The sequence below is a fragment of the Staphylococcus casei genome (assembly GCF_030294405.1).
Classification (GTDB): Bacteria; Bacillota; Bacilli; order Staphylococcales; family Staphylococcaceae; genus Staphylococcus; species Staphylococcus succinus.
The window spans coordinates 1,038,531-1,059,970 of sequence record NZ_CP125718.1; the positions used below are offsets into that span (position 1 = coordinate 1,038,531).

General features: G+C 37.9%; 14 protein-coding genes, 29 tRNA genes and 3 rRNA genes. 44 read left to right on the forward strand and 2 right to left on the reverse strand.

Annotation, left to right across the window (positions count from 1 at the left end; genetic code table 11):
* Nucleotides 1-124: 124 nt before the first annotated feature.
* Together QMO72_RS04865 and QMO72_RS04870 are read right to left on the reverse strand one after the other, a co-directional pair.
* Nucleotides 125-1,219 carry an FUSC family protein gene (locus QMO72_RS04865; protein ID WP_069824809.1) on the reverse strand — a complete coding sequence of 365 codons (1,095 nt, stop codon included), beginning with the start codon at nt 1,217-1,219 and terminating at the stop codon, nt 125-127.
* Nucleotides 1,220-1,290: 71 nt separating this feature from the next.
* The gene (locus QMO72_RS04870) at nt 1,291-2,580 is read right to left on the reverse strand and encodes a glutamate-1-semialdehyde 2,1-aminomutase (protein WP_103268008.1); all 1,290 of its coding nucleotides are present in this window, start codon (nt 2,578-2,580) and stop codon (nt 1,291-1,293) included.
* Nucleotides 2,581-2,662: 82 nt separating this feature from the next.
* Here QMO72_RS04870 and QMO72_RS04875 point away from each other — a divergent pair, with 82 nt between their 5' ends.
* The 44 genes from QMO72_RS04875 (at nt 2,663) to QMO72_RS05090 (ending at nt 21,351) form a co-directional block, all read left to right on the forward strand.
* Nucleotides 2,663-3,118 carry a peroxiredoxin gene (locus tag QMO72_RS04875; protein WP_103268009.1) on the forward strand — a complete coding sequence of 152 codons (456 nt, stop codon included), beginning with the start codon at nt 2,663-2,665 and terminating at the stop codon, nt 3,116-3,118.
* A gap of 6 nt (nt 3,119-3,124) precedes the next feature.
* Entirely contained in the window at nt 3,125-4,075 is a 951-nt protein-coding gene (locus QMO72_RS04880; protein WP_103268010.1) for a phosphoglycerate dehydrogenase, read from the forward strand.
* Nucleotides 4,076-4,170: 95 nt separating this feature from the next.
* A complete protein-coding gene (gene perR, locus QMO72_RS04885; protein WP_046837860.1) occupies nt 4,171-4,626 on the forward strand; it encodes a peroxide-responsive transcriptional repressor PerR in 456 nt (151 codons plus the stop codon).
* A gap of 753 nt (nt 4,627-5,379) precedes the next feature.
* Nucleotides 5,380-6,932: ribosomal RNA gene (locus QMO72_RS04890) — 16S ribosomal RNA — on the forward strand.
* A gap of 104 nt (nt 6,933-7,036) precedes the next feature.
* Nucleotides 7,037-7,113, forward strand: a tRNA-Ile gene (locus tag QMO72_RS04895).
* A 30-nt stretch (nt 7,114-7,143) separates the two neighbouring features.
* Nucleotides 7,144-7,219 (forward strand) — tRNA-Ala (locus tag QMO72_RS04900).
* A 190-nt stretch (nt 7,220-7,409) separates the two neighbouring features.
* A 23S ribosomal RNA gene (locus QMO72_RS04905) occupies nt 7,410-10,331 on the forward strand.
* Nucleotides 10,332-10,412: 81 nt separating this feature from the next.
* Nucleotides 10,413-10,527: ribosomal RNA gene (gene rrf, locus QMO72_RS04910) — 5S ribosomal RNA — on the forward strand.
* The 16S, 23S and 5S rRNA genes sit together here with 28 tRNA genes alongside, the layout of an rRNA operon.
* Before the next feature lie 9 nt (nt 10,528-10,536).
* Nucleotides 10,537-10,612: transfer RNA gene (locus QMO72_RS04915), tRNA-Val, on the forward strand.
* A 16-nt stretch (nt 10,613-10,628) separates the two neighbouring features.
* Nucleotides 10,629-10,704, forward strand: a tRNA-Thr gene (locus QMO72_RS04920).
* Nucleotides 10,705-10,711: 7 nt separating this feature from the next.
* Nucleotides 10,712-10,787 (forward strand) — tRNA-Lys (locus QMO72_RS04925).
* Between the two features lie 13 nt (nt 10,788-10,800).
* Nucleotides 10,801-10,882, forward strand: a tRNA-Leu gene (locus QMO72_RS04930).
* A 3-nt stretch (nt 10,883-10,885) separates the two neighbouring features.
* Nucleotides 10,886-10,960: transfer RNA gene (locus QMO72_RS04935), tRNA-Gly, on the forward strand.
* An 8-nt stretch (nt 10,961-10,968) separates the two neighbouring features.
* Nucleotides 10,969-11,057: transfer RNA gene (locus QMO72_RS04940), tRNA-Leu, on the forward strand.
* Nucleotides 11,058-11,072: 15 nt separating this feature from the next.
* Nucleotides 11,073-11,146 (forward strand) — tRNA-Arg (locus QMO72_RS04945).
* Between the two features lie 8 nt (nt 11,147-11,154).
* Nucleotides 11,155-11,228, forward strand: a tRNA-Pro gene (locus QMO72_RS04950).
* 23 nt (nt 11,229-11,251) lie between these two features.
* Nucleotides 11,252-11,327 (forward strand) — tRNA-Ala (locus tag QMO72_RS04955).
* A gap of 25 nt (nt 11,328-11,352) precedes the next feature.
* A tRNA-Met gene (locus QMO72_RS04960) sits at nt 11,353-11,426 on the forward strand.
* Between the two features lie 27 nt (nt 11,427-11,453).
* Nucleotides 11,454-11,527, forward strand: a tRNA-Ile gene (locus tag QMO72_RS04965).
* A gap of 9 nt (nt 11,528-11,536) precedes the next feature.
* A tRNA-Ser gene (locus QMO72_RS04970) sits at nt 11,537-11,629 on the forward strand.
* A 41-nt stretch (nt 11,630-11,670) separates the two neighbouring features.
* Nucleotides 11,671-11,763 (forward strand) — tRNA-Ser (locus QMO72_RS04975).
* A 13-nt stretch (nt 11,764-11,776) separates the two neighbouring features.
* A tRNA-Met gene (locus tag QMO72_RS04980) sits at nt 11,777-11,850 on the forward strand.
* Between the two features lie 12 nt (nt 11,851-11,862).
* Nucleotides 11,863-11,938: transfer RNA gene (locus QMO72_RS04985), tRNA-Asp, on the forward strand.
* A gap of 4 nt (nt 11,939-11,942) precedes the next feature.
* Nucleotides 11,943-12,015: transfer RNA gene (locus QMO72_RS04990), tRNA-Phe, on the forward strand.
* Between the two features lie 19 nt (nt 12,016-12,034).
* Nucleotides 12,035-12,110: transfer RNA gene (locus QMO72_RS04995), tRNA-Thr, on the forward strand.
* Nucleotides 12,111-12,120: 10 nt separating this feature from the next.
* A tRNA-Tyr gene (locus QMO72_RS05000) sits at nt 12,121-12,204 on the forward strand.
* A 12-nt stretch (nt 12,205-12,216) separates the two neighbouring features.
* A tRNA-Trp gene (locus tag QMO72_RS05005) sits at nt 12,217-12,290 on the forward strand.
* 2 nt (nt 12,291-12,292) lie between these two features.
* A tRNA-His gene (locus tag QMO72_RS05010) sits at nt 12,293-12,365 on the forward strand.
* Between the two features lie 11 nt (nt 12,366-12,376).
* Nucleotides 12,377-12,448, forward strand: a tRNA-Gln gene (locus QMO72_RS05015).
* A gap of 9 nt (nt 12,449-12,457) precedes the next feature.
* Nucleotides 12,458-12,531 (forward strand) — tRNA-Cys (locus QMO72_RS05020).
* A gap of 7 nt (nt 12,532-12,538) precedes the next feature.
* Nucleotides 12,539-12,613 (forward strand) — tRNA-Gly (locus QMO72_RS05025).
* A gap of 19 nt (nt 12,614-12,632) precedes the next feature.
* A tRNA-Gly gene (locus QMO72_RS05030) sits at nt 12,633-12,707 on the forward strand.
* Between the two features lie 19 nt (nt 12,708-12,726).
* Nucleotides 12,727-12,801, forward strand: a tRNA-Gly gene (locus tag QMO72_RS05035).
* Nucleotides 12,802-12,820: 19 nt separating this feature from the next.
* Nucleotides 12,821-12,895, forward strand: a tRNA-Gly gene (locus QMO72_RS05040).
* 433 nt (nt 12,896-13,328) lie between these two features.
* Nucleotides 13,329-13,715: an aspartate 1-decarboxylase gene (panD, locus tag QMO72_RS05045; protein WP_046837925.1), complete on the forward strand. Its 387-nt coding sequence runs from the start codon at nt 13,329-13,331 to the stop codon at nt 13,713-13,715.
* Nucleotides 13,716-14,075: 360 nt separating this feature from the next.
* Nucleotides 14,076-14,158 (forward strand) — tRNA-Leu (locus QMO72_RS05050).
* Nucleotides 14,159-14,554: 396 nt separating this feature from the next.
* Nucleotides 14,555-15,637 (forward strand): PTS sugar transporter subunit IIC, encoded by a 1,083-nt coding sequence (locus tag QMO72_RS05055; protein WP_103267379.1) that lies wholly within the window; start codon nt 14,555-14,557, stop codon nt 15,635-15,637.
* A gap of 171 nt (nt 15,638-15,808) precedes the next feature.
* Nucleotides 15,809-17,272, forward strand: coding sequence for an ABC transporter substrate-binding protein/permease (locus QMO72_RS05060; protein ID WP_103267378.1), 1,464 nt, complete (start codon nt 15,809-15,811; stop codon nt 17,270-17,272).
* Nucleotides 17,265-17,987 carry an amino acid ABC transporter ATP-binding protein gene (locus QMO72_RS05065; RefSeq protein WP_103267377.1) on the forward strand — a complete coding sequence of 241 codons (723 nt, stop codon included), beginning with the start codon at nt 17,265-17,267 and terminating at the stop codon, nt 17,985-17,987. Before QMO72_RS05060 ends, QMO72_RS05065 begins: the two co-directional genes overlap by 8 nt.
* A gap of 165 nt (nt 17,988-18,152) precedes the next feature.
* A complete protein-coding gene (gene queG / locus QMO72_RS05070; RefSeq protein ID WP_103267376.1) occupies nt 18,153-19,280 on the forward strand; it encodes a tRNA epoxyqueuosine(34) reductase QueG in 1,128 nt (375 codons plus the stop codon).
* A gap of 4 nt (nt 19,281-19,284) precedes the next feature.
* Nucleotides 19,285-19,755: a tRNA (uridine(34)/cytosine(34)/5-carboxymethylaminomethyluridine(34)-2'-O)-methyltransferase TrmL gene (gene trmL / locus QMO72_RS05075; RefSeq protein ID WP_103267375.1), complete on the forward strand. Its 471-nt coding sequence runs from the start codon at nt 19,285-19,287 to the stop codon at nt 19,753-19,755.
* A gap of 190 nt (nt 19,756-19,945) precedes the next feature.
* On the forward strand, nt 19,946-20,545 hold the full coding sequence (locus QMO72_RS05080) for a sugar phosphate isomerase family (protein ID WP_069822683.1): 600 nt from the start codon (nt 19,946-19,948) through the stop codon (nt 20,543-20,545).
* 23 nt (nt 20,546-20,568) lie between these two features.
* Nucleotides 20,569-20,754 (forward strand): SAS053 family DNA gyrase inhibitor, encoded by a 186-nt coding sequence (locus QMO72_RS05085; RefSeq protein ID WP_073504140.1) that lies wholly within the window; start codon nt 20,569-20,571, stop codon nt 20,752-20,754.
* A gap of 180 nt (nt 20,755-20,934) precedes the next feature.
* Nucleotides 20,935-21,351, forward strand: coding sequence for a hypothetical protein (locus tag QMO72_RS05090; RefSeq protein WP_103267374.1), 417 nt, complete (start codon nt 20,935-20,937; stop codon nt 21,349-21,351).
* The last annotated feature ends 89 nt before the right edge of the window (nt 21,352-21,440 follow it).

The following is a 21,440-nucleotide window of genomic DNA, read 5'->3' on the forward strand; positions in this document are numbered from 1 at the left end:
CTAACATTAACTGTATTTTTCTATTTCTATGGTGATTAAGACATGGAATGATTTGAGCAATAAAGCGTATATAATTAAAAATCCTTTGATAGTACAAAAGGTATGTACTATCAAAGGATAAGTTTTATAAATCAAAATCTTCTTCTAATATATCAATTTCATTATCATTTGTATGATATGAAAAGAAACTAATACGTAATCTATCTAAATGCTCTAGTGTATAACGGTATTCTTCGATTGCAGCAACAATTTGCATTAAGTTAGCATAAGAATACATAGTTTGATAAGGATTTTTAATTATCTCTTTTTGGAAAGCATCCATCAAGTCTTTTTTTTGTGGATTTTCAATCTGACTATCTAATTGGCTAACGTCATATCGCGCTTTTTTTGAAAGGCTAACAAAAATTTGTTCATGATAGGCGATTAAGGTATCTATTTCTAATTTAATCTGTAAAAGTAATTCATGATTAATATTATGAAGGTCGTTTTGATAACGATTCATTCTTTTTAAAACTTCATATGCTTGTCTCGTACTACGAACGACTTCTTTAAAGAGTATTTTCTTTCTATTTTGTGAGAAAATTTGTTTCTTCGTCCAGGGTTTCTCTTCCTCGTAATAACCAAAAGTTTGTTCAAGTTTGCTTATGCGCTTACTAATCAATCCTCTATCTTCTTTAATATGATGATATTCAGAAGTATCATTTAGCACTAATTTGAACCACACAAAAATATCTGAACAAATATTTAAGGAATTATAATAAATTTTAGATTCAAATTTAGGTGGTAAGAATAGAAGGTTGACCAGAGATGAACTTATAACACCAATCATAACAAGTACAAATCTATAAAAAGCAGATACGTAAAAGTCTCCTGTGTGTTGTCCCATAATAATTAATGCAGTAACACTTGCTAATGTAGCAACATGTGCTAAATTAAAACGAAATAGAATTGCAATTAATAATATTACGGTTACACCCATGATTACAACGTTATCTCCAAATATCGTAACCATAGCTACTGATAATAGTGCTCCAACTACGTTACCAAGTGCCTGTTCTGAAACAATTTTAAGTGACCGATAGACACTTGGCTGCATAGCAACGACTGCACTGACACCAGCTATGGCTTTTAATCCAGCTTCATTGGGTAGTAGAGAAGCGATAAACAAAGCAAGTATAATAGCTATACCTGTCTTGAGAATACGAGCTCCTAATTTCAAATGTACCGCTCCTTAATATTTAATAATAGTATTTATACTTGTTATACAACGATTGTTCATAAAATTCAAGTTTATTTCATTTGGCTGAAAGCATAATCTACAGCTTTCAATGTATCATCAATATCTTGTTCTGTATGTTCCGTTGTTAAAAACCATGCTTCAAATTTAGAAGGTGCAAGATTAATGCCTTGGTTTAACATTAATTTAAAGAACTTAGCAAATGCATCACCATCTGAATTATCAGCTTGATCGTAGTGTGTTACTACTTCATTAGTGAAATATAGAGTGAGTGCACCGTATACTCTATTAACAGTTGCAGTGATGTTATGTTTTTCAATAAGTGAATTCAAACCATTTTCTAACCGTTGACCCAATTCATTTAATCTATTATAAACGCCATCTTCTTCTAATACTTCTAATAATGCGATACCAGCTTTCATGGAAAGGGGATTACCAGCCATTGTTCCAGCTTGATATGCTGGGCCTAATGGTGCAACTTGTTCCATAATTTCTTGTTTACCGCCATAACCGCCAATAGGTAGACCACCACCGACGATTTTGCCGAATGCAGTTAAATCTGGGTAAACATTGTATAAGTCTTGCGCACCACCGTAATGGAAACGGAAAGCAGTAATGACTTCATCATAGATTACTAAACTACCGTTTTGGTGTGTTATTTCATTCACTTTTTCTAAGAAGCCGGGTTTGGGTTCAACCATCCCAAAATTACCTACAATAGGCTCAACTAATACGCCAGCAATATCATCTCCCCAATAATCGATTGCTTCTTGATATGCATCGATATCATTATATGGAACGGTAATGACTTCTTTTGCTACACTTTCAGGCACACCAGCAGAATCAGGAGAGCCTAACTGAGAAGGACCACTACCCGCTGAAACCAATACAAGGTCAAAATGACCATGATATTGTCCGGCAAATTTTATGATTTTATTTCTATTAGTATAAGCACGTGCAACACGTATAGTCGTCATAACTGCTTCAGTACCAGAGTTTACAAATCTAATCTTTTCTAACGAAGGCATTGCGCCACGTAATTTTTTGGCGAACTCAATTTCCAATTCGGTAGGGGTACCATATAATACGCCTTGCGCAGCTTGCTCTTGAATAGCTTGAGTGATATGTGGATGTGCATGACCTGTAATTATTGGTCCGTATGCTTGTAAGTAATCGATATATTTATTACCATCTACATCAAATAAGTAAGCGCCTTGCCCAGAACGCATCATTACAGGTGCGCCACCACCTACAGCTTTATATGAACGGGAAGGTGAGTTAACACCACCAAGAATATACTCATTAGATAATTGCTGAAGCTTTTCGCTCTCACTAAATTTCATTGTTATCAACCTCTTTTTATTTAATATTTTCGTTTATTATCGTATCATAAAATAAAGAATAAAAAGAAATAGGGTGGGTTAAATGTTAAAAAAGGGAGATAAATTTCCACAATTTAAATTAGAAAACCAAGATGGCAAGATTATTTCTAATGAAACTTTAAAAGGAAGTAAGGCAGTATTGTATTTTTATCCTAGAGATAATACACCTACATGTACTACAGAGGCTTGTGACTTTAGAGATAATTTGTCGATATTTAATGATTTGAATGTAAAAGTATTTGGCATCAGTGGTGATACTAAAAGAAAACATCAGAACTTCATTCAAAAATTAGATTTAAATTTCGACTTATTAGTAGATGAAGGATTTGAGTTATCAAATGAAGTTGGTGTCTACCAAATGAAGCAATCATTTGGCAAAAGTTCAATGGGGATTATACGTACTACATTTATCATCGATGAAGCAGGATTTATTATTGATGTTATTGAAAAAGTGAAAGTTAAGACACAGATGGATGAATTAAAAAGAATTCTGGGGTGAGCACTTATGAAAATTGTTAGTTTAAGAAAATTAGATGGATTAGAAGCGGACCTCATAAATACATTTCCGGATATAACGTTTGTTTTTACTAATGGTATAGATGATATAACTGATAAAGACAAACAGAGCGTAGATGTATTAGTGGGGTATGATGGGTCTTTAGATCAAGCTTTTTTGGAAGCATGTCCTAAGTTGAAATGGTTAGCATGGTATTCCACAGGAGTAAATAAATTACCATTAGACTATATAGCAAAGCGCAATATTATCCTAACAAATGGCAAAGGTGTACATGCAAAACAGATGTCAGAGTTTATTATAGCTTACATTTTAGATGACTATAAGCTTATGAGAACATCTTATATCAATCAACAAAATAAGTTGTATGATTCTAGGATGGTAGGGCGTAGAGTAAGTAATGAAAGTATTTTATTTTTAGGTACCGGGAGTATAGCAACAAGCACTGCGCACATTGCAAAAGCATTAGGCATGGAAATTATAGGAGTAAATACTTCAGGACGTAATGTAAACGGCTTTGATAAAACATATTCGATAAAAGAACTTACTGACATTCTACCAGAAGCGGATATTATAGTTAATACTTTACCTGAGACAGAATCAACTATACATTTACTTAGTAGAAAACACTTTGAAGTTATGAAATCTACATCATTATTTATTAATGTAGGAAGAGGGACATTAATAGAAGAAAGTGTATTAATTGATGTATTAAAAAACAAGATCATTAGACATGCATATTTAGATGTATTTGAAAAAGAGCCATTAACACCAGATAACGAATTGTATTTATTGGATAATGTGACTATTACAGCCCACATTACTGGCAACGGTATAGAAAATAACAGAGAAGCAACTGAGATATTTATTGAAAACTTAAAACATTTTCTCAATAACGGAGATGTAATTGAGAATAAGGTTAATCTGGAACAAGGCTATTAATGTGTTTTAAGTAATGAATATTGACATTCCCCTCCGACAACCGTTATATTAATATTAAGTAATAATAATTCTTAAATAGAAAGATGGTGAGGGAAATGAGTGCAGAGATGGAAACAGTTGAACATCAGTTAGAAGATTCAATTGCATCTTTAAGAAATGCCGGTATTAGAATTACGCCGCAACGACAAGCGATTTTGAAATTTTTAATTGCTTCTGAGACACACCCTACTGCCGATGAGATTTATCAAGCACTTTCACCTGATTTTCCAAATATAAGTGTTGCTACTATATATAATAATTTACGTGTATTCAAAGATATTGGGATCGTTAAAGAGTTACCATATGGTGATTCCTCTAGCCGTTTCGATTTCAACACACACAATCACTACCATGTTATTTGTGAAAACTGTGGGAAGATAGTGGATTTCCATTATCCACAGTTAGATGAAGTTGAACAATTGGCACAACACGTAACAGATTTTAATGTATCGCATCACCGTATGGAAATTTATGGAGTTTGCAAAGAGTGCCAAGATAAAGATAACAACTAACAATTAAAAGAATCATTTAGACATGATGAATATTAAAGAAAAGAACAACAGCTGAGCATACTTATTTTTAAAAGTTGCTTAGCTGTTGTTCTTTTTAATCCAAAGAATTAAATGAATGGAATATCTATATAGAAGAAAGTAAAAATTAAACACAAGAATAATAGCAATAAAAAGAAACAAAATACTGATTTTTAATAGTAATATGAAGAAAATAAGTAATACGATATCGGTAACGGAATAATTATGTGCAAGTAAATCTAGAAATTATAGCAAAATATGGCCGAAAAAGGCCGAGATATTTACACTAAATAAACATCTAATACATATAATAAATAAATAGACAACAGAAAGGTAAAATTAACCTAAAAACATTGTTGAATTTTATTGACGATAATCAATAATCTTGATATTATGAGTAAGTCGTCGAAACAAGGCGGCAAACAAAATAACTACTTTAACAAAAAACATAAAGTGTAAATTTGACACTTGTTAAACTTGTTGAAAGGTTATACAATAGTAAATGTTGAGTTAAGAAAACGCAACAAACTTAATAAATAAAAAAAGAAATTTATTGTTGACTTAACAAAAACTTAATGTTAAAATAAATTCTTGTAACACATTAATAATGAACATTGAAAACTGAATTGCAATATGTCAACGTTAATTCCGAACACAACATTAAATTGTTGGTTCAAACGTGTTAGAGATAACACACAAATTAGTATTTTATGAGCTAATCAAACATCATAATCATTTATGGAGAGTTTGATCCTGGCTCAGGATGAACGCTGGCGGCGTGCCTAATACATGCAAGTCGAGCGAACGGATAAGGAGCTTGCTCCTTTGAAGTTAGCGGCGGACGGGTGAGTAACACGTGGGTAACCTACCTATAAGACTGGAATAACTTCGGGAAACCGGAGCTAATGCCGGATAACATATAGAACCGCATGGTTCTATAGTGAAAGATGGTTTTGCTATCACTTATAGATGGACCCGCGCTGTATTAGCTAGTTGGTAAGGTAATGGCTTACCAAGGCGACGATACATAGCCGACCTGAGAGGGTGATCGGCCACACTGGAACTGAGACACGGTCCAGACTCCTACGGGAGGCAGCAGTAGGGAATCTTCCGCAATGGGCGAAAGCCTGACGGAGCAACGCCGCGTGAGTGATGAAGGTTTTCGGATCGTAAAACTCTGTTATTAGGGAAGAACAAATGCGTAAGTAACTGTGCGCATCTTGACGGTACCTAATCAGAAAGCCACGGCTAACTACGTGCCAGCAGCCGCGGTAATACGTAGGTGGCAAGCGTTATCCGGAATTATTGGGCGTAAAGCGCGCGTAGGCGGTTTCTTAAGTCTGATGTGAAAGCCCACGGCTCAACCGTGGAGGGTCATTGGAAACTGGGAAACTTGAGTGCAGAAGAGGAAAGTGGAATTCCATGTGTAGCGGTGAAATGCGCAGAGATATGGAGGAACACCAGTGGCGAAGGCGACTTTCTGGTCTGTAACTGACGCTGATGTGCGAAAGCGTGGGGATCAAACAGGATTAGATACCCTGGTAGTCCACGCCGTAAACGATGAGTGCTAAGTGTTAGGGGGTTTCCGCCCCTTAGTGCTGCAGCTAACGCATTAAGCACTCCGCCTGGGGAGTACGACCGCAAGGTTGAAACTCAAAGGAATTGACGGGGACCCGCACAAGCGGTGGAGCATGTGGTTTAATTCGAAGCAACGCGAAGAACCTTACCAAATCTTGACATCCTTTGAAAACTCTAGAGATAGAGCCTTCCCCTTCGGGGGACAAAGTGACAGGTGGTGCATGGTTGTCGTCAGCTCGTGTCGTGAGATGTTGGGTTAAGTCCCGCAACGAGCGCAACCCTTAAGCTTAGTTGCCATCATTAAGTTGGGCACTCTAGGTTGACTGCCGGTGACAAACCGGAGGAAGGTGGGGATGACGTCAAATCATCATGCCCCTTATGATTTGGGCTACACACGTGCTACAATGGACAATACAAAGGGCAGCTAAACCGCGAGGTCATGCAAATCCCATAAAGTTGTTCTCAGTTCGGATTGTAGTCTGCAACTCGACTACATGAAGCTGGAATCGCTAGTAATCGTAGATCAGCATGCTACGGTGAATACGTTCCCGGGTCTTGTACACACCGCCCGTCACACCACGAGAGTTTGTAACACCCGAAGCCGGTGGAGTAACCATTTATGGAGCTAGCCGTCGAAGGTGGGACAAATGATTGGGGTGAAGTCGTAACAAGGTAGCCGTATCGGAAGGTGCGGCTGGATCACCTCCTTTCTAAGGATATATTCGGAACATCTTCTTTAGAAGATGACAGAGGAATAACATTGACATATTGCATTCAGTTTTGAATGCTCATTAAGAGTATTCGTAATCGTAATGGGCCTATAGCTCAGCTGGTTAGAGCGCACGCCTGATAAGCGTGAGGTCGGTGGTTCGAGTCCACTTAGGCCCACCATTAGATTATTTTGAATATTATACATGGTATGGGGGCTTAGCTCAGCTGGGAGAGCGCCTGCTTTGCACGCAGGAGGTCAGCGGTTCGAACCCGCTAGTCTCCACCATTAGAAATTGTACATTGAAAACTAGATAAGTAAGTAAAATATATAGATTTTACCAAGAAAAACCGAGTGAATTAGAGTTTTAAATAAGCTTGAATTCAAAAAGAAATAATCGCTAGTGTTCGAAAGAACACTCACAGATTAATAACATTTTGGGTTTTTAACCGACTTCGTCGTGTTAAAAGTCAGAAAAGATTAAGTTATTAAGGGCGCACGGTGGATACCTTGGCACTAGAAGCCTATGAAGGACGTTACTAACGACGATATGCTTTGGGGAGCTGTAAGTAAGCTTTGATCCAGAGATTTCCGAATGGGGAAACCCAGCACGAGTTATGTCGTGTTATCGATATGTGAATACATAGCATATTCGAAGGCAGACGCGGAGAACTGAAACATCTTAGTACCCGCAGGAAGAGAAAGAAAAATCGATTCCCTGAGTAGCGGCGAGCGAAACGGGAAGAGCCCAAACCAACGAGCTTGCTTGTTGGGGTTGTAGGACACTCTATACGGAGTTACAAAAGAACAAATTAGACGAATCATCTGGAAAGATGAATCAAAGAAGGTAATAATCCTGTAGTCGAAAGTTTGTTCACTCTTGAGTGGATCCTGAGTACGACGGAACACGAGAAATTCCGTCGGAATCCGGGAGGACCATCTCCCAAGGCTAAATACTCTCTAGTGACCGATAGTGAACCAGTACCGTGAGGGAAAGGTGAAAAGTACCCCGGAAGGGGAGTGAAATAGAACTTGAAACCGTGTGCTTACAAGTAGTCAGAGCCCGTTAATGGGTGATGGCGTGCCTTTTGTAGAATGAACCGGCGAGTTACGATTTGATGCAAGGTTAAGCAGTAAATGTGGAGCCGTAGCGAAAGCGAGTCTGAATAGGGCGTTGAGTATTTGGTCGTAGACCCGAAACCAGGTGATCTACCCATGACCAGGCTGAAGTTCAGGTAACACTGAATGGAGGGCCGAACCGACTTACGTTGAAAAGTGAGCGGATGAGTTGTGGGTAGCGGAGAAATTCCAATCGAACCTGGAGATAGCTGGTTCTCTCCGAAATAGCTTTAGGGCTAGCCTCAAGTGATGATTATTGGAGGTAGAGCACTGTTTGGACGAGGGGCCCTTATCGGGTTACCGAATTCAGACAAACTCCGAATGCCAATCAATTTAACTTGGGAGTCAGAACGCGGGTGATAAGGTCCGTGTTCGAGAGGGAAACAGCCCAGACCACCAGCTAAGGTCCCAAAATATATGTTAAGTGGAAAAGGATGTGGCGTTGCCCAGACAACTAGGATGTTGGCTTAGAAGCAGCCATCATTTAAAGAGTGCGTAATAGCTCACTAGTCGAGTGACACTGCGCCGAAAATGTACCGGGGCTAAACATATTACCGAAGCTGTGGATTGTCCGTAGGACAATGGTAGGAGAGCGTTCTAAGGGCGTTGAAGCATGATCGCAAGGACATGTGGAGCGCTTAGAAGTGAGAATGCCGGTGTGAGTAGCGAAAGACGGGTGAGAATCCCGTCCACCGATTGACTAAGGTTTCCAGAGGAAGGCTCGTCCGCTCTGGGTTAGTCGGGTCCTAAGCTGAGGCCGATAGGCGTAGGCGATGGATAACAGGTTGATATTCCTGTACCACCAAAATTCGTTTTGAGCGATGGGGGGACGCAGTAGGATAGGCGAAGCGTGCTGTTGGAGTGCACGTCCAAGCAACAAGACTGAGTATTAGGCAAATCCGGTACTCTTAAGGTCAAGTTGTGATGGGGAGAGGAAATTTTTTCCTCGAGTCGTTGATTTCACACTGCCAAGAAAAGCCTCTAGCTAGAATTTTGGTGCCCGTACCGCAAACCGACACAGGTAGTCAAGATGAGAATTCTAAGGTGAGCGAGCGAACTCTCGTTAAGGAACTCGGCAAAATGACCCCGTAACTTCGGGAGAAGGGGTGCTCTTTAGGGTTAACGCCCAGGAGAGCCGCAGTGAATAGGCCCAAGCGACTGTTTATCAAAAACACAGGTCTCTGCTAAACCGTAAGGTGATGTATAGGGGCTGACGCCTGCCCGGTGCTGGAAGGTTAAGAGGAGTGGTTAGCTTCGGCGAAGCTACGAATCGAAGCCCCAGTAAACGGCGGCCGTAACTATAACGGTCCTAAGGTAGCGAAATTCCTTGTCGGGTAAGTTCCGACCCGCACGAAAGGCGTAACGATTTGGGCACTGTCTCAACGAGAGGCTCGGTGAAATCATAGTACCTGTGAAGATGCAGGTTACCCGCGACAGGACGGAAAGACCCCGTGGAGCTTTACTGTAGTCTGATATTGAAATTCGTCACAGCTTGTACAGGATAGGTAGGAGCCTTTGATACGTGAGCGCTAGCTTACGTGGAGGCGTTGTTGGGATACTACCCTCGCTGTGTTGGATTTCTAACCCGCACCATTTATCATGGTGGGAGACAGTGTCAGATGGGCAGTTTGACTGGGGCGGTCGCCTCCTAAAGAGTAACGGAGGCGCTCAAAGGTTTCCTCAGAATGGTTGGAAATCATTCATAGAGTGTAAAGGCATAAGGAAGCTTGACTGCGAGACTTACAAGTCGAGCAGGGTCGAAAGACGGACTTAGTGATCCGGTGGTTCCGCATGGAAGGGCCATCGCTCAACGGATAAAAGCTACCCCGGGGATAACAGGCTTATCTCCCCCAAGAGTTCACATCGACGGGGAGGTTTGGCACCTCGATGTCGGCTCATCGCATCCTGGGGCTGTAGTCGGTCCCAAGGGTTGGGCTGTTCGCCCATTAAAGCGGTACGCGAGCTGGGTTCAGAACGTCGTGAGACAGTTCGGTCCCTATCCGTCGTGGGCGTAGGAAATTTGAGAGGAGCTGTCCTTAGTACGAGAGGACCGGGATGGACATACCTCTGGTGTACCAGTTGTCGTGCCAACGGCATCGCTGGGTAGCTATGTATGGACGGGATAAGTGCTGAAAGCATCTAAGCATGAAGCCCCCCTCAAGATGAGATTTCCCAACTTCGGTTATAAGATCCCTCAAAGATGATGAGGTTAATAGGTTCGAGGTGGAAGCATAGCGATATGTGGAGCTGACGAATACTAATCGATCGAAGACTTAATCAAATATTAAACCAGTTTTGATTGGTAACTTTTAAATTTTACTTACTATCTAGTTTTGAATGTATAATTTCATACATTTCATTGTCTGGTGACAATGGCAAAGAGGTCACACCTGTTCCCATGCCGAACACAGAAGTTAAGCTCTTTAGCGCCGATGGTAGTCGGACTTACGTTCCGCGAGAGTAGGACGTTGCCAGGCAATATATTCGGAGGATTAGCTCAGCTGGGAGAGCATCTGCCTTACAAGCAGAGGGTCGGCGGTTCGAACCCGTCATCCTCCACCATTATTTATTCTTAATAGCCGGCCTAGCTCAACTGGTAGAGCAACTGACTTGTAATCAGTAGGTTGGGGGTTCAAGTCCTCTGGCCGGCACCATTATTAAGAGCCATTAGCTCAGTTGGTAGAGCATCTGACTTTTAATCAGAGGGTCAGAGGTTCGAATCCTCTATGGCTCACCATTAATTTTATATCGCGGGTGTGGCGGAACTGGCAGACGCACTAGACTTAGGATCTAGCGCCTCACGGCGTGGGGGTTCGACTCCCTTCACCCGCATATGCAGAAGTAGTTCAGCGGTAGAATACGACCTTGCCAAGGTCGGGGTCGCGGGTTCGAATCCCGTCTTCTGCTCCATTATTTTTGCCGGGGTGGCGGAACTGGCAGACGCACAGGACTTAAAATCCTGCGGTAAGTGATTACCGTACCGGTTCGATTCCGGTCCTCGGCACCATCTTTTATTAATGAAGCGCCCGTAGCTCAACTGGATAGAGTACTTGACTACGAATCAAGAGGTTATAGGTTCGACCCCTATCGGGCGCACTTATTTACGGGAAGTAGCTCAGCTTGGTAGAGCACTTGGTTTGGGACCAAGGGGTCGCAGGTTCGAATCCTGTCTTCCCGATATCCCTAAAATAATACATATATGGGGGCTTAGCTCAGTTGGGAGAGCGCCTGCTTTGCACGCAGGAGGTCAGCGGTTCGAACCCGCTAGTCTCCACCATATTTAATACAAACTAAAATACAACGGCGGTGTAGCTCAGCTGGCTAGAGCGCACGGTTCATACCCGTGAGGTCGGGGGTTCGATCCCCTCCACCGCCACTAATTATTAGTTGTAAATTATATTCAGGACCTTTAGCTCAGTTGGTTAGAGCTAACGGCTCATAACCGTTCGGTCGCAGGTTCGAATCCTGCAAGGTCCATATAATTTTGGAGGAATACCCAAGTCCGGCTGAAGGGATCGGTCTTGAAAACCGACAGGGGCTTAACGGCCCGCGGGGGTTCGAATCCCTCTTCCTCCGCCATTTTTATAAAACTTAATATAATTTATTTATCTAATATTTTTGGAGGAATACCCAAGCCCGGCTGAAGGGATCGGTCTTGAAAACCGACAGGAGCTTAACGGCTCGCGGGGGTTCGAATCCCTCTTCCTCCGCCATTAATATTATTATCGCGGGATGGAGCAGTTCGGTAGCTCGTCGGGCTCATAACCCGAAGGTCGGTGGTTCAAATCCGCCTCCCGCAATTTCATAATTTTGGTCTCGTAGTGTAGCGGTTAACACGCCTGCCTGTCACGCAGGAGATCGCGGGTTCGATTCCCGTCGAGACCGCCATTATGGTTCAGTAGCTCAGTTGGTAGAGCAATGGATTGAAGCTCCATGTGTCGGCAGTTCGACTCTGTCCTGAACCATTTTAATTTTTTTATGCAAGCCGGCCTAGCTCAACTGGTAGAGCAACTGACTTGTAATCAGTAGGTTGGGGGTTCAAGTCCTCTGGCCGGCACCATCTTTCCTTTGGAGGGGTAGCGAAGTGGCTAAACGCGGCGGACTGTAAATCCGCTCCTTCGGGTTCGGCAGTTCGAATCTGCCCCCCTCCACCATAATAATTTAATAGGGGCATATTTCAACGGTAGAATAGAGGTCTCCAAAACCTTTGATGTGGGTTCGATTCCTACTGCCCCTGCCATGGCGGTTGTGGCGAAGTGGTTAACGCATCGGATTGTGGTTCCGACACGCGTGGGTTCGATTCCCATCAGCCGCCCTTTATATTGTTGGGCTATAGCCAAGCGGTAAGGCAACGGACTTTGACTCCGTCACGCGCTGGTTCGAATCCAGCTAGCCCAGTTAGTTATTGGCGGCATAGCCAAGTGGTAAGGCAGAGGTCTGCAAAACCTTTATCACCGGTTCAAATCCGGTTGCCGCCTCCATGAATATGCGGGAGTAGTTCAATTCTTAGAACACGTTCCTTCCCGGAACGAGGTATAGGTGTAAGTCCTATCTTCCGCTCCATATTTATTCAATATCCCATGCGGGAGTAGTTCAATTCTTAGAACACGTTCCTTCCCGGAACGAGGTATAGGTGTAAGTCCTATCTTCCGCTCCATATTTATTTAATATCCCATGCGGGAGTAGTTCAATTCTTAGAACACGTTCCTTCCCGGAACGAGGTATAGGTGTAAGTCCTATCTTCCGCTCCATATTTATTTAATATCTCATGCGGGAGTAGTTCAATTCTTAGAATACGTTCCTTCCCGGAACAAGGTATAGGTGTAAGTCCTATCTTCCGCTCCATTCATACTTCCATGGTGGGAGTTTTTTTTTACCCTTTTTTAATAAAGCAGAAGAGAATAAAAAATTTTCTATCTTTTTATTAATATTTTTTAAAAATTTAAATCGTAGTATAAATACAATATTTAAGCTTTCTTACATCAACTTATTATATTTAAATAATAAATTGACACTTTTAGAGTATATTTAAAGAATGGGTCTTATATGAAAGCTAATAAAATGGTTCTTTAGAGCATTATGAAAGCGATTACCTTTAGTGTTATAGGCGTGGTACAATGTTTGGGAGTTGAATCGCGTGGTATTATAATTAAAGTGCGATGATAATACCCCACAATTGAAGAGTAAAACATGAATATTTTAATATCTATAAATTTCTTTATATTCTGATTTATCAAAGCACGGCGTACGTAAATATAATATTAGGAGCGATTTCACAATGATTAGAACTATGATGAATGCAAAGATCCACAGAGCTAGAGTTACAGAATCCAATTTAAATTATGTAGGTAGTATTACAATTGATAAAGATATCTTAGATGCAGTTGATATTCTTGGTAATGAAAAAGTTGCTATTGTAAATAATAATAATGGCGCACGTTTTGAAACGTATGTTATTGAAGGCGAAAGAGGTAGCGGTAAAATATGTTTAAATGGTGCTGCATCACGTTTAGTTGAAGTTGATGATGTCGTTATTATAATGACATACGCGCAATTAGATGAAGCAGAGCTTGCTACATATTCACCAAAAGTTGCGGTAATGAATGAATACAATCAGATTACGCAAATGATTCATGAAAAAGAAAATCAAACTATATTAGATTAATATACTGTTAATAATCTCCTTACATAAATGTCTAAGGAGATTATTTTTGAAAATTATAGCACAACACCAAGTGATAGTAGAGTATATCAAGGTTCATATTTAAAGATAAGTTACTAATGCATGTATCACAACTTACAGAAATATTTTCTATATAGTATGTTAATAGTGACAAATTTCATTATTTTATTATAGCTAATAAGAGATCAAACCTAGTGATTTCACTGTTTTTTAAAGAAATCTATTGACGACAAAAGCGCTTCGTAATATAATATATATATTGCTTGGTAGTGAGCACATGTTTATAACATTTAGTTAATAAACCATATATATTATTAATATTACTCAATATGGAGTAATTGAGCCGGTGTGGCGGAATTGGCAGACGCGCGGGACTCAAAATCCCGTTCCTTCTTGGAGTGTCGGTTCGATCCCGACCACCGGTATATGGATGGTCTTAAATGACTATCATCGCTTAAAAGAAATCTCATGAGTATGGGGTTTCTTTTTTTTGGCTGAATTTAATAGCCTATGCTTAAAGTGTCTTATGAGTACATGAATGTAGTAAATATCAAATTTTTACTTTTAACAATAAATCAAGATGTAGCTCTTATATAGAAGCATTTTTGTATTTACATACATATTACAATAAGATTTTACTATTTAATTTGTATATATGATTTATTATATAGTTGTTTTATGATCATAAAGCTAGTAATGAATTTAAATGTTTTTATGGTCGCGGAGATACATTTAATCTAGTGTTAAGCTAAACTAAATATTGTAGTTTTATCTGAAATATAATATTATTAGTCTAATGTTGTATTTGGAGGAATTAATTAATGGTTAAAAATAAAGCAATCCAAACTCAAACGAGTAAAACTACAGGTAAGCAATTTTTTAGTAATATACTTCAAGCAGTAGGGGCAGGCGTTGTCATTGCGCTCATTCCCAACGCCTTATTAGGAGAGTTGCTGAAGTTCTTTAAAGATGGTAATCATTTATTGGAGACTATCTACCAATTTGTAGTTATGATTCAATCATTTATGGCATTTATCATTGGTATTTTAGCTGCGCATCAATTTAGATTTAATGGTGCAGGTGCTGCAATGGTAGGCATGTCTGCTATGTTAGGTAGTGGCGCTGTTAAAATTACTTCTGACGGTTTTATACTTAGTGGTATAGGTGATATTATCAATACTATTTTAGTTGTTATTATTTCATGTTTTTTATATTTATTACTACAAAATAAACTAGGTTCTTTAGAAATGATAGTATTACCGGTTATCATACCTGTGTTAAGTGGTATGATAAGTCTGTATACATTAACTTATGTATCTAAAGTTACAAAAGGTTTAGGCCATATAGTAAGTTCATTCACAGAACTTAACCCATTACTCATGTCTATTTTAATTTGTGTTACATATTCGTTATTGATGGTTACACCCATTTCAGTGGTTGCGATTGCAACTGCAATAGGATTGTCAGGTTTAGGAAGTGGCGCGGCTAATATGGGAATAGTTGCTGCATGTGTGACATTTTTATTTGGCTCTATAAGAATCAATGGTGCAGGCGTTAATTTAGTGCTCATCATTGGTGCAGCAAAAATGATGATCCCTGTTTACTTTAGACACTTAATTATAGCCGTACCTTTAATGATAAATGGTTTAATAGGTGGCTTAGTTGCTTATTTTATTGGAATTAAAGGTACACCTATGTCAGCAGGTTTTGGTTATACAGGTTTAGTCGGACCCATCAATGCATTTAATCGTATGACTGGAGATCCTACGATGAATATTATTTTACTGGTCTTTGGGTATTTAATTATTCCATTTGTTTCTGCATTTTTTGTTCATGAACTATGTAAAAAAATGTTGAGAGGCTATTCTGATGAAATTTATAAATTTGAAATACCTAAGCAATAAAGTCAAACGATCTAATTTAAATAATTAGATCGTTTTTTATACATAAATAATGAATAATTAATTATTTTTTTGAAAATGTTACTATATTTACTCTGGTCACACAAAAAACATATTGAATATTATTGCGTTATTATGTATAATAATTAATTATATAGAGAGGGGTTTAGAAAGATGAAACAACTTGGGAAATTATTTTTGATCTTGACTATTCTTGTGAGTGCAACAATGTTTTACATAAATCCTGATGCAAATGCTAAACAAGAAGACCAATGGGATAAAATTAAAGAACGTGGAGAATTAAGGGTCGGCTTATCTGCAGATTATGCTCCGTATGAATTTGAACATAATGTTAATGGTAAATCTGAATATGCAGGCATTGATATAGAATTAGCAAAAAAAGTTGCAAAAGATAACAATTTAAAACTTAAAATCGTTAATATGCAATTTGATAGTTTGTTAGGTGCTATTAAAACTGGAAAAGTTGACTTGATTATTTCAGGTATGACACCCACACCTGAACGTAAGAAAGAAGTGGACTTTTCTGATCCATATATGACGGTAAGTCAAAAAATGATTATTAAAAAGTCTGAATCTGACCAATTAAAGCATATAGATGATTTTGCTAATAAGAAAATTGGTGTTCAAAAACAAACACAACAAGAGAAAATAGCACAAACGGAAATTGACAATGCCAAGATACAGTCTTTGACTAGAGTGCCAGAAGTTATCATGTCATTGAAAAGTGGTAAGGTAAGTGGAATGGTTATTGAAGGTCCGGTGGCTGAGGCTTATTTAAAACAAAATAAAGATTTAATGTTTGCTGATGGTGTTAAATTTAACGATGGTGAAAAAAGCACAGCAATTGCTGCACCTAAGCATTCACCTGAATTAATGGGGAAACTTAATAATACAATCAAAGATGTTAAAGATAAAAACCTAATCAAAGATTATAAAGAATCAGCTGCAAATGCAATGAAAAAAGATGATGGTAATTTCTTTAGTAAATATGGCAACTTTTTCGTTAAAGGGATACAAAACACGATTCTTATATCTATTGTAGGTGTTTTACTTGGCACGGTGTTTGGAGCTGTGATTGCATTGCTCAAACTCAGCAAGTTCAGAGTGTTGAGATGGTTAGCATCCGCCTACATTGAGTTCTTAAGAGGTACGCCTTTACTTGTCCAAGTATTTTTAGTCTACTTTGGAACGACTGCAGTATTAGGATTAAATATCTCGGCACTCATATGTGGTATGATTGCGCTCGTTATCAATTGTTCAGCATATATTGCTGAAATTATTAGAGCAGGAATTAACGCCGTTGATAAGGGACAAACTGAAGCAGCACGTAGTTTAGGTTTGAGTTATGGGCAAACGATGAAATCTGTTATTTTACCGCAAGCTGTCAAAAATATATTACCAGCCTTAGGCAATGAATTTGTAACTGTAATTAAAGAATCATCAATAGTATCTGTTATTGGTGTGAGTGAAATTATGTTCAATGCTCAGGTGGTGCAAGGAGCTTCATTCGATCCATTCACACCATTATTAGTTGCAGCGGTATTATACTTTATCCTGACATTTACATTGTCTAGAATTATGTATTTCTTTGAAGGGAGATTGAAAGTTAGTGATTAATATTAAAAAATTATATAAGTCATTTGGTAAAAATGAAGTGCTAAAAGGTATTGATTTAACAGTTAAACAAGGGGAAGTAGTCGCTATCATAGGCCCTTCAGGAAGTGGGAAAAGTACACTATTGCGTTGTATGAATCTTTTGGAAACACCTACGAGCGGTGATGTTATTTTCAAAGAAAACAAATTAAATGGTAAGAATACTGAATTAGAAAAATTACGTCAACAAATGGGGATGGTATTCCAAAATTTTAATTTATTTCCACATAAAAAAGTAATAGATAACGTTATTTTAGCGCCAAGCTTGTTGAAAAAAGATAGTACAACTAACTTAAAAAATGAAGCACGTGGACTGTTAAAAAAAGTAGGGTTGGAAGACAAAGCTGATGCATATCCAGCCCAATTATCAGGTGGACAAAAACAAAGGGTAGCTATAGCTAGAGCCTTGGCTATGAATCCAGAAGTATTGCTATTTGATGAACCTACCTCTGCACTTGATCCTGAAGTAGTAGGAGATGTATTGAAGGTTATGAAGGATCTAGCAAAAGAAGGAATGACTATGGTAGTTGTTACTCATGAAATGAATTTTGCTAGAGATGTAAGTGACAAGGTTGTATTTATGGCAGATGGCGTGATTGTTGAATCGGGAACACCTCAAGAGATTTTTGATAATCAACAACACGAAAGAACGAAAAATTTCTTGTCGAGAGTTTTATAAAAAAATGAAAGACCAAGTAGAAGGATTTAAAAGTGATGTCATTACTTACACTTCTATTTGGTTTTTTATTATGCTAAATTTTAAAAAGTAATGTATCCAATTCTCTTAAAACATAGTAATGTGTTAAAATGTAGAATGTATGTTTTTAATGTGGGGTGTAAGAAAATGGATTTAAAGCAATTAAAACAAGATGTCATAGACTATGCCCATTCTATAGGTATTGATAGTATTGGTTTTACAACTGCCGACCCTTTTGATGAATTAAAGCAGAAACTGGTTGATTATCATGAAAAAGGTTATGCATCAGGTTTTGAGGAATCTGATATAGGATTGAGAACGGAACCTAAATTAACATTACCTACTGCAAGATCTATTATAGCAATTGCAGTGGGTTACCCAAATAGATTAAAAGGGGCACCTAAAAGTGTTCGAGGAGATCGAAGAGGCATGTTTGCCAGAGCTTCTTGGGGACAAGATTATCATTCAATAATGAGGAAAAGGTTAGATAAGTTGGCTGAATACCTTCAATCCAGAGTAGAAGGTGTTGAAATTCAATCTATGGTTGACACAGGTGTTTTATCTGATAGAGCTGTCGCAGAACGTGCAGGAATCGGATTTATAGGGAGAAATGGATTTGTAATTAATCCTGATTTTGGTACCTGGACGTATTTAGGAGAGATGCTAGTAAGTATACCTTTTGCTCCTGATGATCCACTCATGGATAGTTGTGGAGAATGTACAATTTGCGTTGATCGCTGCCCAACTGGTGCGCTGGTTGGAGATGGACAGCTAAACAGCCAAAAATGTATTAGCTTTTTAACTCAAACTAAAGGTTATTTAAAAGATGAATATAGGTATAAAATTGGTAATCGCCTGTATGGGTGTGATACATGTCAACAAGTATGTCCCAAAAATAAAGGTATTAACACACAACATGATGACATCATTTTAGAACCTGACATATTAAAACCAAGACTTGTGCCGCTATTAAAAATGAGTAATAAAGAATTTAAAAATACGTATGGTCACTTGGCTGGTGCTTGGAGAGGTAAAAAACCTATTCAACGTAATGCAATTATCGCTTTAGCGCATTTTAAAGAAGAAGCAGCTATACCAGAGTTACAAGATGTCGCGTTAAATGACCCGAGACCAATGATTAGAGGTACAGCTTATTGGGCTATTGGGCAAATCCAAGGCAATGTAGCTAGACCCTTTATAGAACAACATTATGAAAATGAATTAGAAGAGGTCCAAGAGGAAATGTTAAAAGGACTTGAAACGAGGAGAGAATAAAAGAATGACAAACCATATAGTATTATTTCAACCAGAGATTCCAGGAAATACAGGTAGCATTGCGCGTACATGTGCTGGGACATATACTAATTTACATTTAATTAAACCATTAGGATTTAGTACAGATGATAAAATGTTAAAACGTGCAGGTTTAGACTACTGGGATTCAGTTAATATTACTTATCATGAAAGTATAGAAGCATTTTTTGAATCTACAGAAGGTATATATTATTTAATTACTAAATTTGGTAAGAAAACATATTCTGATTTTGATTTTACAGATCTAGAAAAAAATCATTATTTCATATTTGGTCGTGAAACAACTGGTTTACCTGATTGGGTTAAAGAAGCATATCATGAGACAGCGTTACGTATTCCAATGAATGAAAATATTAGATCGCTTAATTTATCGAATACTGCATCTTTACTTATATATGAAGCTTTAAGACAACAAAGTTTTCCAAATTTAGATTAATAATTATTGTAAAAGAATGAAAAACTTGTTAGAGATTTGTATAATAGTAGTAAGTCTTAGAATGATGTTTATATACATATGATATAAACTGTGAGATTAAGTATGTAAATGGTTTATAACCCAAGCGTCAAGGGTATTTATAAAAATAATGATAAAGCGCGTCTAATAGAACAAGAGGAGTGTAATTACTATGGCAATGAACTTTAAAGTATTAGAAAATGAAACTAGTGTAGCGGAGTATGCTGCAGATATTTTAAGAAAGCAATTTAACAACAACCCTACTACAATTGCAGGTGTACACCTTTCCAAAGATAATTCACCAGTATTGGATGAATTAAAGAAAAATGTAGATAAGCACGCTGTAGATTTTAGTCAAATTAATATTTTGGACTATGATGATAATAAATCATACTTTGAAGCTTTAGGAGTTCCTGAAGGTCAAATTTATAATGTGAGTTTTAGCGAAGATACAGAGTCATTTATTGGTGATAAAATTAAAACAAAAGAAAATAAAGGTAAGCTAGTGACACAAGTACTTTCAATTGATACGAACGGTAAATTGGATGTCAGTGTAAAACAAGGCCTATTTTCAGCCCGTGAAGTCATTTTAATCATCACAGGTAGTGATAAAAAAGAAGTCGTTCATAGATTATATGAAGAAAATGGTAAAACAAACTTTGAACCTTCTGATTTAAAAGCACACCGTATGGTTAATGTGGTCTTAGATGAAGCGGCAGCAGAAGGCTTACCAGAAGATGTAAGACGTTATTTCACAGCACGCTTTGCATAAAATTATGATGTGAGGTGATTCAAGTGACAAACGATAATAGCAATGAACAATTACATGCTAAAGAAGCGGAACCAAAGAATGAAATGGTTGATGGTTTTGATGATGTAGTAGAACTAGGTAAGCAAATGGAACAAATTTCTGAAGAAAATGATGAAGATAAACTAGAAAAATCACATGATTCAGCTGTTCGTTCTGATTTAAATAAATAAATGTAAACAACCCTTTGTGAATAACAAATTCATTAAAGGGTTTTTCTATAAAATTCTACTCAGCAATGGTTATAATTGGAAATAGGACATAGCATGTTGATGAAATATAAAAACACATGCCATCTTAAAAGTGAATGTGTTATTATTAAGTCATTATTAGATTTAAGGAGACTTATACATATGTTAAGTAAGTATTGGAAATACATCATGATAAGTGCTGTTATTGTTAATTTGATTTCAATCAAAGGTTTTCCAATGGCAATTGGAGCTATTTATTTACCGGTATTATTTAAAATTATAAAATTACAGATAAATTTATCACGAGGGCTTGTGGATCAAGTCAATGCTTCAACTTTTGTAAAAGGTAATCAAACAGGTGTAATTATTAGTGTGTTGTGTTGTATTGTGGTTACGGTTATGCTATTTAAGCCACTAGGTAACTTTTACAACCATTTGAATGGGATATTAGGGGTATTAGTTACCATTAGCCCGATAACCATGGTGATTGGAGCAATATTATTAATATTGACTGCTATAGGCATTATTCAGGCAGCGAAAGCACAATTTACAAAAGTGAATATCACTAAAGCACATTAGGGATATTATTTGAAGAAACCGTAAAAGTCATAAGGCTTATACGGTTTTTTTAGTGAATGAAATACATTGTTAGAGAGATAAGGATGACA